The sequence below is a fragment of the Lutibacter oceani genome, from assembly GCF_003384935.1.
Classification (GTDB): domain Bacteria; phylum Bacteroidota; class Bacteroidia; order Flavobacteriales; family Flavobacteriaceae; genus Lutibacter; species Lutibacter oceani.
Map to the genome: position 1 here is coordinate 747231 of NZ_QTTQ01000011.1, position 14862 is coordinate 762092.

Below are 14862 nucleotides of genomic sequence, written 5' to 3' on the forward strand. Positions count from 1 at the left end.
ATTAATTCACCCTTTGGGGTTAGGGGCTTATAATACTCCTTGAATAAACGGTTGAATACTTTCCAATAACATGTCACTTAACCAAAGTGGTGCAACACCCATTCCTATAATTGGAATAAGTAATAATAAAATGCCAGTTTTCTCGTACCATGTTGCTTTTGGTAAATTTTCACAATCATTGGTAACTAATGGTCCCATCATAATTTTCCCAACTAACCTAAGAATATATACGGCTGTAATAACAATTGATGATACCACCAACACAGTTAAAATTCTTTGAAACATATCTGGATTTTGAAAAGCACCGACAAAAATATTCATCTCTGCCACAAAGCCACTAAAACCAGGTAATCCTAAATAGGCTAAACCAGTAATTACATAAATGGCACCTATAAAAGGTAAAATTTTCATCATACCTCCCAATTTACTAATATCTCTGGTGTGTGTTCTTCCATAAATCATTCCTATTAAGGCGAAAAATAAGGCAGTTAACAACCCATGTGATAACGATTGAAGTATTGCTCCATTCCAAGCTATTTTATTAAGTGTCATTAACGCAAATAATACTAAACCTAAGTGACTAACAGATGCATATGCATTAATGTATTTTAAATCAGTTTGTCTAATGGCTCCAAATGCACCGTAAACTACACCAATGGCGGCTAAAATAATAAAGAACCAAGACCAATGCATTGCTCCTGCAGGTAATAAAAACATAGCAATTCTAAAAATACCATATCCACCTAATTTCATTAAAACACCTGCGTGAAGCATAGAAACTGCTGTTGGTGCAGACGCATGACCATCAGGTGACCACGTATGAAATGGGAATAAAGCTCCCAATACAGCGAAACCAACAAAAGTTAAAGGGAAAAATAATTTTTGGGCTTCAAATGGAATATTTACTTGAGCAATTTCTAATATATTGAAAGTTAAAGCGCCTCCATCAGCATTTGAATTAAAGTAGATTCCTAAAACTCCAACTAATAAAACTGCTGAGGCACCCATTAACATTAACGTTAATTTCATTGCTGAATATTCTTTTGGACCAGATCCCCAAATTCCTATTAATAAATACATTGGAATTACAGCTATTTCATAGAAAACGAACATTGTAAATAAATCTAATGAAATAAAGAAACCGTATACCCCTGATGCTAATACCAAAAGTGATATAAAAAATTCTTTTGGTAAATCAGCAATTTTCCAAGAAATGAAAACACCAGCTAAAACTATAATAGCCGTTAAAAGTAATAAGGCAACTGAAATTCCATCAACACCAATTGTATAATGGATATTAAATTGTTCAAACCAAACATAATCTTTGGTGAAAACCATTATTTCCTTATTAATAGCTCTTTCTTTGAAATAAGCGAAAACTAAATTTATTGCCATTCCTAGTTGAATAATGCTTCCAACCATTGAAACCAAACGTGCCTGTTTTAAACCTTTAGTAAAAACTAAGGCAACAATTGTTAAAACTGGAATTATGACAAAGAGTGTTAAAATATCCATATTAATTTGTTAGTTTGTCCATAAATAAATAAAAACCAATGCTAAAATAACTACACCAGCAATAAAACCAAAAGCGTAATCTTGTACTTTTCCTGACTGAATTCCTTTAATTTTTTTAGAAATTACTACTGTTTTATTTCCGATGCCTTCCATAGTTCCGTCAACAACTTTTTTATCGAACCAAGCAATAGGTGCAGCGATTCTATTAAAAATTATATTTTTTGTAACGAATATATAAATTTCATCAAAATAAAATTTGTTAAACGTCCATTTGTAAAAAACTCCAAAAGCATTTGCGAATCTGTCCGCCATATTATTTTCTTTTTTATAGAAAACATACGCTAAACCAATTCCTGTTAAGCCAACAATAGTAGCAACAATTGCTAAAGGAATATTTAAATGCGCTTCAAAACCAGCTTTATCAGGAGTAATTAATTCACTAAAAGGAATAAATCCACCAACAATACTTATAAAGGCTAAAATCATTAATGGAAAAGTCATTGAAATTGGAGACTCATGCGGTGCGTGTTTGTATTGTGTATCTTTTCCCCAGAAAATTCCAAAATACAATCTAAACATATAAAATGCAGTTAAACCGGCAACAAAAACACCAACCCCATAAATTAATTTATTATGTTCAAAAGCAGCCACTAAAATTTCATCTTTACTCCAAAACCCTGATAAAGGAAACACTCCAGAAATTGCTAAAGCCGCAATTAAAAAAGTAATATTTGTAATAGGCATATACTTACGTAAACCACCCATATCTTTTAAATAATTACTATGTACAGCGTGTATTACTGAACCTGCTCCTAAGAACAATAAAGCTTTAAACATAGCGTGCGTAAACAAATGGAACATTGAAGCCATATAACCAACGCCTTCGTGACCATCATATCCAGAAACTCCCAAAGCTAACATCATATAACCTAATTGTGACATAGTTGAGAATGCCAAAACTCGTTTTATATCGGTTTGTGTAATTGCTATTATTGCAGCGAATAATGAAGAAAATGCACCCACATAAGCTACTATATTAAGAGCAAAGCCATCTTCAACAAAATAATACATTGGAAAGAGTCGTGCTACTAAATAAACACCAGCAACAACCATAGTTGCCGCGTGAATTAATGCAGAAACTGGTGTTGGACCTTCCATTGCGTCAGGTAACCAAATATGTAATGGGAACATTGCAGATTTACCTGCACCACCAATAAAAATTAGAATTAATGCCCAAGTAATTACTGATAATCCTATAAATGATGTAGATGCCCAATTTAAAATAGCACTTCCTTCAGGATTATTTAAGGTTTTAAAATCGAATGTTCCTGTGTAATAACCTATAATTAAAATTCCAACCAGGAAACCTAGATCAGCAAAACGTGTTACAATAAATGCTTTTTTTGCAGCAGCAACCGCTGATGGTTTTGTGTAATAATATCCTATTAATAAGAATGAAGAAACTCCAACTAACTCCCAAAAAATATAGATTTGGAATAAGTTTGTGGCTAAAACCAAACCAAACATAGAGAAGGAAAATAAACCTAAAAAAGCAAAAAATCTAGTATATCCATCATCACCTTTCATATAACCTCTACTGTATATATGAACCATTAATGAAATAACGGATACTACAATTAACATCATAACTGATATTGGGTCAATTAAAATACCCATATCAATTGCTAAAGTGTCTGTAAAGTTCATCCAAGTTGTTTTTTCAACAAAAGTTTGATAAACTCCTTCTACCTTTCCTACTATAAAAAAGTATTGATATGCTGTGTAAAATGACAAAGCTGCGGAAGTAGATAATCCTGCAACACCAATATATCCAGAAACTGCTGGTTTAATTTTTTGATTAAAAATTCCTAGCAATAAGAATGCTGCTAGAGGAATAAGTGGTATTAATATTACGTAAGTAAAATCCATAATTTCTTAACTATTAATATTTCATAATTTCAGTATCCTTAACTTCTACAGAAGCAATTTGTCTATATAAATTAATTATTATAGAAACAGCCAATGCAGTTTCTGCGGCAGCCACAGCTATAATAAAGATTGAAAAATAAACACCTTGCAACATATCTGGATATAAATATTTATTGATAACAACAAAGTTTATAACCGATGCATTCAAAATTAATTCGATTGACATTAAAATTGAAATCAAGTTTTTTCTTGTAATAAAACCGTAAACACCAATAAAGAATAGGATAGAGGTAACGGTTAGAATTTCGTATATGCTAATTCCGGCTATCATTATTTAGGTTCATTTTTATCGGTTAGTTTTTTTCCTTTTGCAATTACAATTGCACCAATCATAGAAGCTAGTAACAAAATACTTATTACTTCAAACGGTAAAATAAATCCACCTGTTTCGTAGCTTAATAACCCTAGTCCAATATCTTCTGCTGTTGTAGTTATAGAATTTTCAACCACATTAAATGTATGTGAGTAAATTGTAGTTAAAAAGATACCTAAACCAATTAAACAAGCTAAACCAACTAAAATTTGTTTTGATCTTTTTGCTAATTCCAGTTCCATTTCAATATGATGAACTAATACTACTGAAAATATTATTAATACAATAATACCTCCGGCATAAACAGTAAGCTGAATAGCTGCCAGAAAATTATAATCTATTAAAAAATAAAGTCCTGCAATTCCGCAAAGCACAAATAATAAGTAAATAACAGATCTAAGCATTTTTTTGCTAGAAACAGAAGCGATTGCAAAAACAATCATTATCAATGCTAAAATGTAAAATATAATTCTTTCCATATACTTAGTCTTCTACTCCAGCTTTTAATTTAGAGTTCGGTTGATTTAAAACTTTGGTCAAATAAGATCGGTCGTACACAGAATTTTCAAAATTTTGTGCCCAAACAATGGCATCTGTAGGGCAAGCTTCAATGCACAAACCACACATAGTACACATTCCTAAATGATAAATATGTTTATCTATCATTTTTTTCTTTTTGCCACTTTCAGGGTCAATTTGTCTGTCCCAAATAATTTCAATAGAACCATTAGGGCAGGCTAATTCACATTTCTGACAACCAGTACAACGGTGTTCATTATTTTCATCGTGAGGCATTACAACTTCTCCGCGAAAACGTTCAAACATTTTTAATGTTTCTTTGTTATCAGGATATTGTTGTGTTATAGCTCCTTTTCTTGAGGTTAAAAAGTACTTTCCGGTAACACTCATACCAGTAAGTAGCGTTTTTATTCCTTTATATATGTCTCCAAAATAACTCATAATTCTTTAAAATTGAATTGTTAGGTTCAACCAAACAATTACTGCCATTAAAATAATATTCAGTAAGTTTAGTGGTAATAAATATTTCCACTCCAATGTTAATAACTGATCAACTCTTAATCTTGGGAACGTCCAACGGAACCACATCATTAAAAACACCAATAAAAATGTTTTTCCAATAAACCAAAAAACACCTAACCAAGGAATAGATTCTGTAATTCCAAAAGGAGAAAGCCAACCACCAAAAAATACGGTAGTAGCAATTGCGGCAATAATAAACATGTTTATGAATTCCGCTAAAAAGAAATAAGCGAATTTCATTCCTGAATATTCAGTATGAAAACCAGCTCCCAATTCACTTTCGGCTTCAACCATATCAAAAGGTGCGCGGTTTGTTTCAGCAGTTCCAGCAATCATATAAATCATAAATGCAATAATTGCAGGAATATGTCCCTGAACAATTAACCAACCATTTTTTTGAACTTCAACAATTTCTGATAATTGCAAAGTACCGGTTAATAAAACCATTGTTAACAGTGATAAACCAACCGAAAGTTCGTAACTAATAGTTTGTACTCCACTTCTCATAGCACCAATTAAGGCAAATTTGTTATTACTTGCCCAGCCACCTAATAAAATTCCAATTACACCAATTGATGAAATTGCAATTAAAAAGAAGATTCCAATATTTATATCAAAAGCTTGAAATTCTTTAGTGAAAGGAAAAACAGCCAATGCCATTAATGATGAAACAATTACAAAATAAGGTGCTAAATTGTATAAAAATTTATCTGCTTTTACAGTTCCAGTTAATTCTTTTGAAACCAATTTTAATGCATCAGCCATAGTTTGTAACAAACCCCAAGGCCCAACTCTGTTTGGACCTAATCGTAATTGAAACCAGGCAGCTACTTTACGTTCTAATAAAACAAGATACAAACCTGCAACCGCAAAAATGGCTAAATAAATTAATGCGATGGTAACCATAGCCCCAATATTTGCAGCACCTTCAGGCATAAAACCTGATAGTAATTCGGTAATGGTTTTTGTTATATTTAATGATATATTCATTGTATTAATTTTATCTGTCAATATCTGGAATTACAAGATCTAATGTTGCCATTGAAGCTACTAAATCTCCAATTTTCCCGCCAACTGCAATATGATTTAATAATGAAAGGTTCGAAAATCCTGGAGAACGGAATTTTACTCTATATGGATTTTTAGTTCCTGTACTATTAATATAAACTCCTAATTCTCCACGAGCAGTTTCTACTTTTTGGTAAAATTCACCTTTTGGTAATTTTATAACTGCATTTGTTGCTACCTGAACATCTCCTTCAGGAATATTGTCAATTAATTGTTCAATTATAGACATAGATTCCCACATTTCCTGAATTCTAACCTGGTAACGCGCAAAACTATCCCCTTCAGTTTTTAGGGCTTCATTAAATGTAACTTTATCTAAAGCACTATATGGATGGTATTTTCTAACATCACAAGAATATCCAGAGCCACGACCAACAGGACCGGAAGCACCAAATGAAATTGCATCTTCTTTGGTTAAAACTCCAACACCTTTCATTCTTTTTTGAAATATTACATTTCCTGTAAGCAAGGTGTCATATTCAGGTAATTTTGTTTTAAAATGCGCAATAAACTCTTTTGTTCTTTTTACGAAATTAGGATGAATATCAAACATTAAACCTCCTGGAATGTTGTAGTTCATAGTTAAACGAGCACCACAAGTTTCTTCAAAAATATCATTAATCATTTCACGGTCTCTAAATCCGTAAAAATAGGTTGTTAATGCACCAACATCCATTCCCATAACTCCCCACCAAAGTGTGTGCGAAGCAATTCTGGTTAATTCGCCAATTATGGTTCTAATAACTTTAACTCGATCTGGAATTTCTAATTGAAGTGCATTTTCAACAGTTAAACAAACAGCTTCGTTATTTATGTGTGACGATAAATAATCCATCCTATCTGTTAAATGAACAATTTGCTGATAACTGTCTCTTTCACACATTTTCTCGATAGAGCGGTGAATGTAGCCTAAATCTGGTTCAACTTTTTTAATAATTTCACCATCTATGGTTAATAATAAACGCAAAACACCGTGAGTTGCAGGGTGTTGCGGTCCCATATTAATGAAATATTCTTCTGATTTAAAGTTACTATTTGCTATAGTTGTATCCATAATTTCTTATTTAATAACCATATTAATTTCATCCACATAATCTTTTCTCAAAGGAAACCCTTCCCATTCATCTGTTAAAAACAAGCGCTTTAAATTTGGATGGTTATTAAATTTAATTCCAAAGAAATCAAATACTTCACGTTCGTGAAATTCAGCTGTTCTCCAAATGTCACAAACTGAATCGAACGTTGGATTTTCTCTATCCTCAGTTTGTACTTTTACAACAATAATATGTCTGTGTGCAGTAGATTCTAAATGGTAAATAACTCCTAATTCTTTTCCCCAGTCCATACCTGTTAAGCAAAATAAATAGTCGAAACTAGTTTCAGTATTGCTTTTTAATTGTGCTAATAATTGATGTAATTGTTCTGGTTTTACAGAAATATTTAAGAACTGAGAACCTTCTTCAGTAAATTCCAGTTCAGGAATCCAACTACTTATCAAATTTTGTAATGCTTCGTTAGTCATAAATTCAGTTTTAAAGTCCTTCATCAAATCCATCAATAGGGTTTACTTTATGCTTCATGTTTTCTTTTCGAATTTTATCTTGAAGCATTAGCATACCTTCTAATAATGCCTCAGGACGCGGTGGACAACCAGGTACATAAACATCAACTGGAATTACATGATCTGCACCTTTAACAACCGAATAAGAATTATAAAAGAAAGGTCCCCCGGAAATTGCACAAGCTCCCATTGCTATTACATATCTAGGCTCAGCCATTTGATCGTATAATCTTCTAAGTACAGGCGCCATTTTGTTAACAATGGTTCCTGCAATAATTATTAAATCTGCTTGACGTGGGGAAGGACGTGCAACTTCAAAACCGAATCGGGAATAATCGTGGCGAGCAGCTCCTGTTTGCATCATTTCAATAGCACAACAACTTGTACCAAAATAAAGCGACCAAAGTGAATTTGATCGCCCCCAATTAATTATTTGATCCAATGAAGTAACAATTACGTTAGCTCCATTGCCTGCGGGAATTACTTTTCCCGGGAAATCTGCTGGAACCTGTGGAACAGATTCTGTTGATTCCATTTGACTTGTGTATCGTTTTTTTTCTACTCCCATTTTAATGCTCCTTTTTTCCAAGCGTATAACAATCCCAATCCTAAAATTACTAAGAAAATAATAATTTCAATAAAAGCAACTGACCCTACATCCTTAAAAACAACCGCCCAAGGAATTAAAAAGGCAACTTCTACATCAAATATTAAAAATAAGATTGCAAAAAGGTAGTAACCAACTTTAAACTGAACCCAAGTAGGTCCAATGGTTTTCATACCACTTTCATAAGGTTCCCGCTTTTGCGGATTGTCCGATTTATGCGAAATCAAATTCGATAAAAAATTTGCTCCTGCAACTAAAACAATACCTGCGAGTAGAAATACAATAATAGCTTCTGACCCCATTTTATACACTTTTTTTATTAGTCTACAAAAATAGTAGATTAATCGAATTTATAAGAATTTATTTATTTTTATTTCTGCACCAAAAGTAATAGAATACTTTTGGTGCAGAAATGATAAAAGTCAGTGATTAATGTAATAAATATTACTTAACCTCGTACGTTTCTCCAGAAAAGAACAAATCGTCAGTTTTTTTGAATTTTGAATTAGCTTTAACTTGAGCTGTTAAAGCATCTTCTCGTTCTTCCAATGTTACATCATTAAAACTTCTAATAACGCCTGTAGCAACTGGATATTCTAACCTTACCAGCATTTGATGTAATGTTGGATCTTGTTCTTTAGCGTTATGAACTAATAAATCTTCTTGGGTTATTCCATTTTCTCCTATTGTTACAACCTCTAATTTTAAGCCATTTAAAATTAAACCTTTATCTTTTTCTTTACCGAAAATCATAGGTTTTCCGTGTTCCAGGTATATTTGCTTGTCTTCTTTCACAGCCTTATCAGTAATATTGGTAAAGCATCCATCGTTAAAAATTACACAATTTTGTAATACTTCAATTAATGAAGTTCCTTTGAATTTTTGAGCCTCAATAAAAATTTGAGTCATATCTTTTGGATTATTCCCACCTATTCTAGCAAAAAATCTGGCTTGCGCACCAATTGCTAATTCACCTGGTTGAAATGGTGGTTGTGTATTTCCATAAGGAGATGATTTTGTTTTTTGTCCAACTAATGAAGTCGGTGAAAATTGTCCTTTGGTTAAACCATAAATTTCATTATTAAATAATACAATATTTAAATCAATATTTCTTCTTAATACATGAATAAAATGATTTCCACCAATTGCCATTGCATCACCATCACCTGTCATAACCCAAACGCTTAAATTTGGATTGGCTAATTTTACTCCAGAAGCAATCCCTGGTGCTCTACCGTGAATACTATGCATTCCATAGGTATTCATATAATATGGAAAACGAGATGAACATCCAATACCGGAAATAAAAACTACATCTTCTCTTTTTACTCCCATTTCAGGAAGTGCTTTTTGCATTGAACGCAAAATAACGTAATCATCACAACCTGGACACCATCTTACTTCTTGGTCACTTGTGAAATCTTTGAAAGTATATTTTTTTACAGCTGTTTCCATAATTAATCTACTAATTGTTTAAATTTTTGAATTAGTTCTGTATTTCCAAAAGGCAACCCTTGTACTTTATTGAATTGTTTAAATTCAAATCCATTAAAATTAATATTTAACACTTTTGAAAACTGACCACTATTTAATTCACAAACGATAATTTTTTTAAATTTAGTTAAAATTTCTTCCGTGTTTTTAGGAAGAGGATTTATATAATTAAAATGCGCAAGGCCTATATTTTTATAGCCCTCTTCGTTTATTTGTTTAACTGCAGAATGTAAAGAACCATAAGTTCCTCCCCATCCAATAACCAATAAATCACCTGTTTCTGCAAATTCAGTTTTTATATCAGGAATATAATTTTGAACTCTCTTAACTTTTTCAGCTCTAATATGAGTCATATATTCATGATTTTCGGGAACGTAAGAAACATTACCTGTAACTTTGTCTTTTTCCAACCCACCTACTCTGTGCTCTAACCCTGCAGTTCCCGGAATTGCCCAGTTTCTTGCTAAAGTGTTTTCATCTCTATCATAAGGATTCCAATTATCTTTAACTTCGTTAACAATATTAGTTTTTATAGTTGACATTTCCTTAGCTGATTTTATTTTCCATGGTGCTGATCCATTTGCAATATATCCATCAGTTAATAATATAACAGGTGTCATGTGTTCTAAAGCTAATTTTGCTGCCTCATAAGAATAATCAAAACAATTTGCTGGCGTACTTGCCGCTATAACAATTACTGGGCTTTCACCATTTCTACCATATAAAGCCTGTAATAAATCTGATTGTTCAGTTTTAGTAGGTAAACCTGTTGAAGGACCACCACGTTGCACATTAACTACTACTAAAGGCAATTCAATCATCATTGCTAAACCTAATGCTTCACCTTTTAAAGCCAAACCAGGACCTGAAGTTGTTGTTATTGCCAAATCTCCGGCAAAAGCAGCTCCAACTGCTGATGTAATTCCAGCTATTTCGTCTTCAGCCTGAAATGCTTTTACTCCAAAATGCTTATGTTTAACAAGTTCATGAAGTATATCAGTTGCTGGAGTAATAGGGTACGACCCTAAAAACAATTCCAATCCTGAATTTTCTGCTGCTGCTAAAAATCCCCAAGCAGTTGCAGTATTACCCATAATAATTCTATAAGTACCTGGTCTCATTTTTGCAGGAGAAATTGTATACGCATTTGGAATTAACTCCAAAGTTTCTGCAAAATAAAAACCAGCGTTTAAAACTTTGGTATTAGCTTCAATAATATGAGGCTTGGTTTTAAATTTTTTATTAAAAAAATCAATTGTATGTTCTCTTGAACGATCGTACATCCAATAAACCATACCTAAAGCAAACATATTTTTACTTCGGGTAATAGATTTATTATCTAACCCCTCAACACTTTTAAGTGCTTCTTTTGTTAAAGAAGTCATTGCAACTTCTATAACCCGATAGTTTTCTAGACTTCCATCTTCTAATGGGTTTGTTTCATATTGTGCTTTTTCCAAATTCTTTTTTGTGAAAGAATCAGTATCAACAATAATTGTATGACCTGGTTTTACAGCATGTAAATTGGTTTTTAAGCCTGCAGGATTCATAGCAACTAATAAATCTAAATTATCACCTGGTGTGCTTACCTCAACGCTCCCAATATGAACTTGAAATCCGGAGACTCCATATAAACTTCCCTGCGGAGCCCTAATTTCTGATGGATAATTAGGAAATGTGGCAATATCATTACCAAACATTGCAGACGTGTCAGAAAACTGTGTTCCTGTTAGTTGCATCCCATCGCCGGAATCACCAACAAATCTGATAATTACTGCTTCCAGTACTTCGGGTTGTTGTTTTGTTTTAGCTGTAATCATAATTTATGCTAATTAGAAAATTTTATTTAAATTTATGAAAATAATTTTTGTGCAAATTATTTCGATCAAATTTAAATTTACTTTTTAGAATAGTAAATGACTTTTGTCACATTGTTTTGTGTAAAAATTTATAATTTTGTGGATAATTTAATTTTTTAAAATAAATAGACATGGCTATTAAAATAACAGACGAATGTATAAATTGTGATGCTTGTATTTCAGAGTGTCCAAATAATGCAATTTACGAACCAGATAGTGAGTGGGCATATGCTGACGAAACTTCATTAAGCGGTACAATTACTTTACCTAATGGAGAAGAAGCGGATGCAGATGAGATGAACGAACCATTATCTGATGAATTTTACTTTATTGTAACTGATAAATGTACAGAATGTAAAGGTTTTCACGATGAGCCACAATGTGCTTCTGTTTGTCCAGTTGATTGTTGTGTTCCTGATGAGGATCATGAAGAAACTGAAGAACAATTGTTAGCTAAAAAAGCTTGGTTACACGGAGAATAATTCTCAACTAAACATAAAAAAAGCACCGAATTTCGGTGCTTTTTTTATGTTATATACTTTGATTTTTAGTCATTTAGCTTTAAAACAGCCATAAATGCTTCCTGAGGAATTTCAACATTCCCCACTTGACGCATACGTTTTTTACCTTTCTTTTGTTTCTCCAATAATTTACGTTTACGAGAAATATCTCCTCCATAACATTTTGCTGTTACATCTTTTCTCAAGGCTTTTACAGTTTCACGAGAAATAATTTTAGCACCAATTGCTGCTTGAATTGGAATATCAAATTGTTGACGAGGAATTAACTGACGTAATTTTTCACACATTTTTTTTCCAATGGAATACGCATTATCTGCGTGAATTAATGCAGATAGAGCATCCACTGATTGTCCGTTTAATAAAATATCAACTTTAACTAATTTAGAAGCTTTTAATCCAATTGGATGGTAATCAAAAGATGCATATCCTTTTGAAACAGTTTTTAAACGATCGTAAAAATCGAAAACAATTTCAGCCAAAGGCATTTCAAAAGTTAATTCAACTCTTTCTGGAGTTAAATAAGTTTGATTTACTATTTGTCCACGTTTTTCAATACACAAACTCATTACTGGTCCAACAAAATCGGATTTTGTAATTATTGTTGCTTTTATAAAAGGTTCTTCAACACGGTTTAATTTTGAAGGTTCAGGTAAATCTGAAGGATTATTTACTAAAAGTATCGTATCAGGATTTTTGTTCGTAAATGCGTGGTATGACACGTTTGGTACAGTTGTAATTACTGTCATATCAAACTCTCGTTCCAACCTTTCCTGAATAATTTCTAAATGTAACATTCCTAAGAACCCACATCTAAAACCAAAACCTAAGGCAGCTGAACTTTCTGGAATAAATACCAACGAAGCATCGTTTAATTGTAATTTTTCCATTGAATTACGAAGTTCTTCGTAGTCCTCTGTATCAACAGGGTAAATACCAGCAAAAACCATCGGTTTTACATCCTCAAATCCTTCAATTCTATTTTTAGTTGGGTTTACTGCATCCGTAATTGTATCACCAACTTTAATTTCACTAGCTGTTTTAACTCCAGTAATTAAATAACCTACATCACCTGCCTTTATACTTTGTTTGGGTACTTGTTTTAATTTTAAAGTACCAACTTCATCAGCAAAATATTCATTTTTTGTAGCCATAAATTTGATTCTTTGGCCTTTTTTAATTTCACCGTTCATAACTCTAAAATAGGTTTCTACACCTCTATATGAATTATAAACAGAATCGAATATTAATGCTTGTAGTGGAGCATTTACATCTCCTTTTGGAGCTGGAACTCTTTCAATAATTGCTTTTAAAATATTATCCACACCAAAGCCAGTTTTTCCACTTGCATGAATAACCTCTTCAGGATCGCATCCTAATAAATCAACTATATCATCGGTAACTTCTTCTGGGTTTGCGCCTGGTAAATCTACTTTATTTAAAACAGGAATTATTTCTAAATCATTTTCTAAAGCCAAATACAAATTAGAAATTGTTTGTGCTTGTATACTTTGTGCAGCATCTACAATTAAAAGTGCACCTTCACAAGCTGCAATTGATCTGGAAACTTCATAAGAAAAATCTACGTGTCCCGGAGTATCAATTAAATTTAAAACATATTTTTCTCCTTCATATATATAATCCATTTGAATGGCATGACTTTTAATTGTAATACCACGCTCACGCTCCAAATCCATATTGTCTAACAACTGAGCTTGCTCTTCACGAGCAGTTACAGTTCCTGTTTGACTTAATAATCTATCAGCCAAGGTACTTTTACCGTGATCAATATGTGCAATAATGCAAAAATTTCTGATGTTTTTCATACTTCGTAATCCTATCTACTATATTTGGCGCAAAGATAACCAAATAATTGTTCTAAAAATGAAAATTAAATCTAGTCATGATTTGGGTAAATTATATTAGCATCTTTTCTAACCGCATCTAAAATATTTATTAAATCTAAGCTTACTTTGTTAGTTAAAACAGGGCTTTCTATAAGTTGCTTATCTAAACATTCCATAACGTGAATAGCCTCAAATTGGTATCCCATATTTGGACCCGCATCAAAATTTATTTCCTGAATTGTATCATTAATAGTCAATTCAATAGGATTACCAGAAAAACGATGGTATTTTATACACCCTTTTTCAAAAATTAATTCTACATCATTTTTATAACTGGCTTCAAAACTAGAAGATAATACAGCTGTTTCTCCATTTATATAACCAAATAACATAGAAATACTTTCTTCTGAACCTGTTGGGCTAAAATGAGCTAATGTTTTTATTTCATCTGGAATTCCGAGTAACATTAAAGCCGTAAAAACAGGATAAATTCCTATATCTAACAAGGAACCACCTCCCAAATTAATATTATATAACCTACTATTCGGATTATAATCTCCCTTGAAAAAAAAGTCTGATTTTACAAATTTAAGTTTTCCTAAATTTTCAGATTTAATAATTTCCAGTACTTTTTTTTGTTTAGGTCTAAAAGCAACCCAAAATGCTTCCATTAAAAAAGTATTATTTTGTTTTGAAGCGCTTATCATTTGTGTTACTTCTTTGGTATTTATTGCAAAGGCTTTTTCACATAAAACAGCTTTTTTATGCTTTAAACAAAGTAAGGAATGTTCTAAATGAAAATTATGAGGTGTTGCAATATACACTACATCTACTTTTGGATCTTTAACCATTTCTTCATAAGAACCATACGCTTTTTCAAACCCAAATTCAGTTGCAAAATTTTCGGCATTTTCTATATTTCTAGATGCTGTTGCGTATAAATTAGCATTGGGTAAGCCTTTTAATTCTTTTGAGAATTTTTTTGCAATATTACCACATCCTAAAATTGCCCAATTGTATTTTTTAGCCATTTTATTTATTTTAAATATA

15 protein-coding genes are annotated in these 14862 nt (G+C 32.1%); 1 reads left to right on the forward strand and 14 read right to left on the reverse strand.

Going from position 1 to position 14862, the window contains the following annotated elements; genetic code table 11:
• Nucleotides 1-27 precede the first annotated feature (27 nt).
• The 12 genes from BX611_RS12560 to BX611_RS12610 form a co-directional block, all read right to left on the reverse strand.
• Nucleotides 28-1515, reverse strand: a complete 1488-nt coding sequence (locus BX611_RS12560) for a complex I subunit 4 family protein (protein ID WP_115881783.1) — start codon at nucleotides 1513-1515, stop codon at nucleotides 28-30.
• A gap of 9 nt (nucleotides 1516-1524) precedes the next feature.
• Nucleotides 1525-3444 carry an NADH-quinone oxidoreductase subunit L gene (gene nuoL, locus BX611_RS12565; RefSeq protein ID WP_115881786.1) on the reverse strand — a complete coding sequence of 640 codons (1920 nt, stop codon included), beginning with the start codon at nucleotides 3442-3444 and terminating at the stop codon, nucleotides 1525-1527.
• 13 nt (nucleotides 3445-3457) lie between these two features.
• Complete coding sequence (gene nuoK / locus BX611_RS12570; RefSeq protein ID WP_115881788.1) at nucleotides 3458-3775, reverse strand: NADH-quinone oxidoreductase subunit NuoK; 318 nt, start codon at nucleotides 3773-3775, stop codon at nucleotides 3458-3460.
• Complete coding sequence (locus tag BX611_RS12575; RefSeq protein WP_115881790.1) at nucleotides 3775-4296, reverse strand: NADH-quinone oxidoreductase subunit J family protein; 522 nt, start codon at nucleotides 4294-4296, stop codon at nucleotides 3775-3777. Before BX611_RS12575 ends, nuoK begins: the two co-directional genes overlap by 1 nt.
• Before the next feature lie 4 nt (nucleotides 4297-4300).
• A complete protein-coding gene (locus tag BX611_RS12580; protein WP_115881792.1) occupies nucleotides 4301-4777 on the reverse strand; it encodes a 4Fe-4S binding protein in 477 nt (158 codons plus the stop codon).
• A gap of 6 nt (nucleotides 4778-4783) precedes the next feature.
• Nucleotides 4784-5848, reverse strand: coding sequence for an NADH-quinone oxidoreductase subunit NuoH (nuoH, locus tag BX611_RS12585; RefSeq protein ID WP_115881971.1), 1065 nt, complete (start codon nucleotides 5846-5848; stop codon nucleotides 4784-4786).
• A 10-nt stretch (nucleotides 5849-5858) separates the two neighbouring features.
• A complete protein-coding gene (locus BX611_RS12590) occupies nucleotides 5859-6980 on the reverse strand; it encodes an NADH-quinone oxidoreductase subunit D (protein ID WP_205417125.1) in 1122 nt (373 codons plus the stop codon).
• Between the two features lie 6 nt (nucleotides 6981-6986).
• Complete coding sequence (locus tag BX611_RS15125; RefSeq protein WP_205417126.1) at nucleotides 6987-7448, reverse strand: NADH-quinone oxidoreductase subunit C; 462 nt, start codon at nucleotides 7446-7448, stop codon at nucleotides 6987-6989.
• Between the two features lie 10 nt (nucleotides 7449-7458).
• The gene (locus BX611_RS12595; RefSeq protein WP_240325002.1) at nucleotides 7459-8055 is read right to left on the reverse strand and encodes an NADH-quinone oxidoreductase subunit B; all 597 of its coding nucleotides are present in this window, start codon (nucleotides 8053-8055) and stop codon (nucleotides 7459-7461) included.
• A complete protein-coding gene (locus BX611_RS12600) occupies nucleotides 8046-8396 on the reverse strand; it encodes an NADH-quinone oxidoreductase subunit A (protein WP_115881794.1) in 351 nt (116 codons plus the stop codon). The genes BX611_RS12595 and BX611_RS12600 overlap by 10 nt, the downstream gene beginning before the upstream one ends.
• A gap of 142 nt (nucleotides 8397-8538) precedes the next feature.
• Nucleotides 8539-9549: a 2-oxoacid:ferredoxin oxidoreductase subunit beta gene (locus BX611_RS12605; RefSeq protein ID WP_115881796.1), complete on the reverse strand. Its 1011-nt coding sequence runs from the start codon at nucleotides 9547-9549 to the stop codon at nucleotides 8539-8541.
• A gap of 2 nt (nucleotides 9550-9551) precedes the next feature.
• Nucleotides 9552-11408, reverse strand: coding sequence for a 2-oxoacid:acceptor oxidoreductase subunit alpha (locus tag BX611_RS12610; RefSeq protein ID WP_115881798.1), 1857 nt, complete (start codon nucleotides 11406-11408; stop codon nucleotides 9552-9554).
• A 170-nt stretch (nucleotides 11409-11578) separates the two neighbouring features.
• Here BX611_RS12610 and BX611_RS12615 point away from each other — a divergent pair, with 170 nt between their 5' ends.
• Nucleotides 11579-11929: a 4Fe-4S binding protein gene (locus tag BX611_RS12615; RefSeq protein ID WP_115881800.1), complete on the forward strand. Its 351-nt coding sequence runs from the start codon at nucleotides 11579-11581 to the stop codon at nucleotides 11927-11929.
• A 65-nt stretch (nucleotides 11930-11994) separates the two neighbouring features.
• Here BX611_RS12615 and lepA read toward each other — a convergent pair whose 3' ends face one another.
• Both lepA and BX611_RS12625 read right to left on the reverse strand, forming a co-directional pair.
• Entirely contained in the window at nucleotides 11995-13791 is a 1797-nt protein-coding gene (gene lepA / locus BX611_RS12620) for a translation elongation factor 4 (protein ID WP_115881802.1), read from the reverse strand.
• A 71-nt stretch (nucleotides 13792-13862) separates the two neighbouring features.
• On the reverse strand, nucleotides 13863-14843 hold the full coding sequence (locus BX611_RS12625) for a Gfo/Idh/MocA family protein (protein WP_115881804.1): 981 nt from the start codon (nucleotides 14841-14843) through the stop codon (nucleotides 13863-13865).
• Between the last annotated feature and the right edge of the window lie 19 nt (nucleotides 14844-14862).

What these genes read in the sequence shown, in the direction of transcription:
- BX611_RS12560 (WP_115881783.1), bottom strand. Translation starts at nt 1,515, where the DNA reads ATGGATATTTTAACACTCTTTGTCATAATTCCAGTTTTAACAATTGTT.
- nuoL (WP_115881786.1), bottom strand. Translation starts at nt 3,444, where the DNA reads ATGGATTTTACTTACGTAATATTAATACCACTTATTCCTCTAGCAGCA.
- nuoK (WP_115881788.1), bottom strand. Translation starts at nt 3,775, where the DNA reads ATGATAGCCGGAATTAGCATATACGAAATTCTAACCGTTACCTCTATC.
- BX611_RS12575 (WP_115881790.1), bottom strand. Translation starts at nt 4,296, where the DNA reads ATGGAAAGAATTATATTTTACATTTTAGCATTGATAATGATTGTTTTT.
- BX611_RS12580 (WP_115881792.1), bottom strand. Translation starts at nt 4,777, where the DNA reads ATGAGTTATTTTGGAGACATATATAAAGGAATAAAAACGCTACTTACT.
- nuoH (WP_115881971.1), bottom strand. Translation starts at nt 5,848, where the DNA reads ATGAATATATCATTAAATATAACAAAAACCATTACCGAATTACTATCA.
- BX611_RS12590 (WP_205417125.1), bottom strand. Translation starts at nt 6,980, where the DNA reads ATGGATACAACTATAGCAAATAGTAACTTTAAATCAGAAGAATATTTC.
- BX611_RS15125 (WP_205417126.1), bottom strand. Translation starts at nt 7,448, where the DNA reads ATGACTAACGAAGCATTACAAAATTTGATAAGTAGTTGGATTCCTGAA.
- BX611_RS12595 (WP_240325002.1), bottom strand. Translation starts at nt 8,055, where the DNA reads ATGGGAGTAGAAAAAAAACGATACACAAGTCAAATGGAATCAACAGAA.
- BX611_RS12600 (WP_115881794.1), bottom strand. Translation starts at nt 8,396, where the DNA reads ATGGGGTCAGAAGCTATTATTGTATTTCTACTCGCAGGTATTGTTTTA.
- BX611_RS12605 (WP_115881796.1), bottom strand. Translation starts at nt 9,549, where the DNA reads ATGGAAACAGCTGTAAAAAAATATACTTTCAAAGATTTCACAAGTGAC.
- BX611_RS12610 (WP_115881798.1), bottom strand. Translation starts at nt 11,408, where the DNA reads ATGATTACAGCTAAAACAAAACAACAACCCGAAGTACTGGAAGCAGTA.
- BX611_RS12615 (WP_115881800.1), top strand. Translation starts at nt 11,579, where the DNA reads ATGGCTATTAAAATAACAGACGAATGTATAAATTGTGATGCTTGTATT.
- lepA (WP_115881802.1), bottom strand. Translation starts at nt 13,791, where the DNA reads ATGAAAAACATCAGAAATTTTTGCATTATTGCACATATTGATCACGGT.
- BX611_RS12625 (WP_115881804.1), bottom strand. Translation starts at nt 14,843, where the DNA reads ATGGCTAAAAAATACAATTGGGCAATTTTAGGATGTGGTAATATTGCA.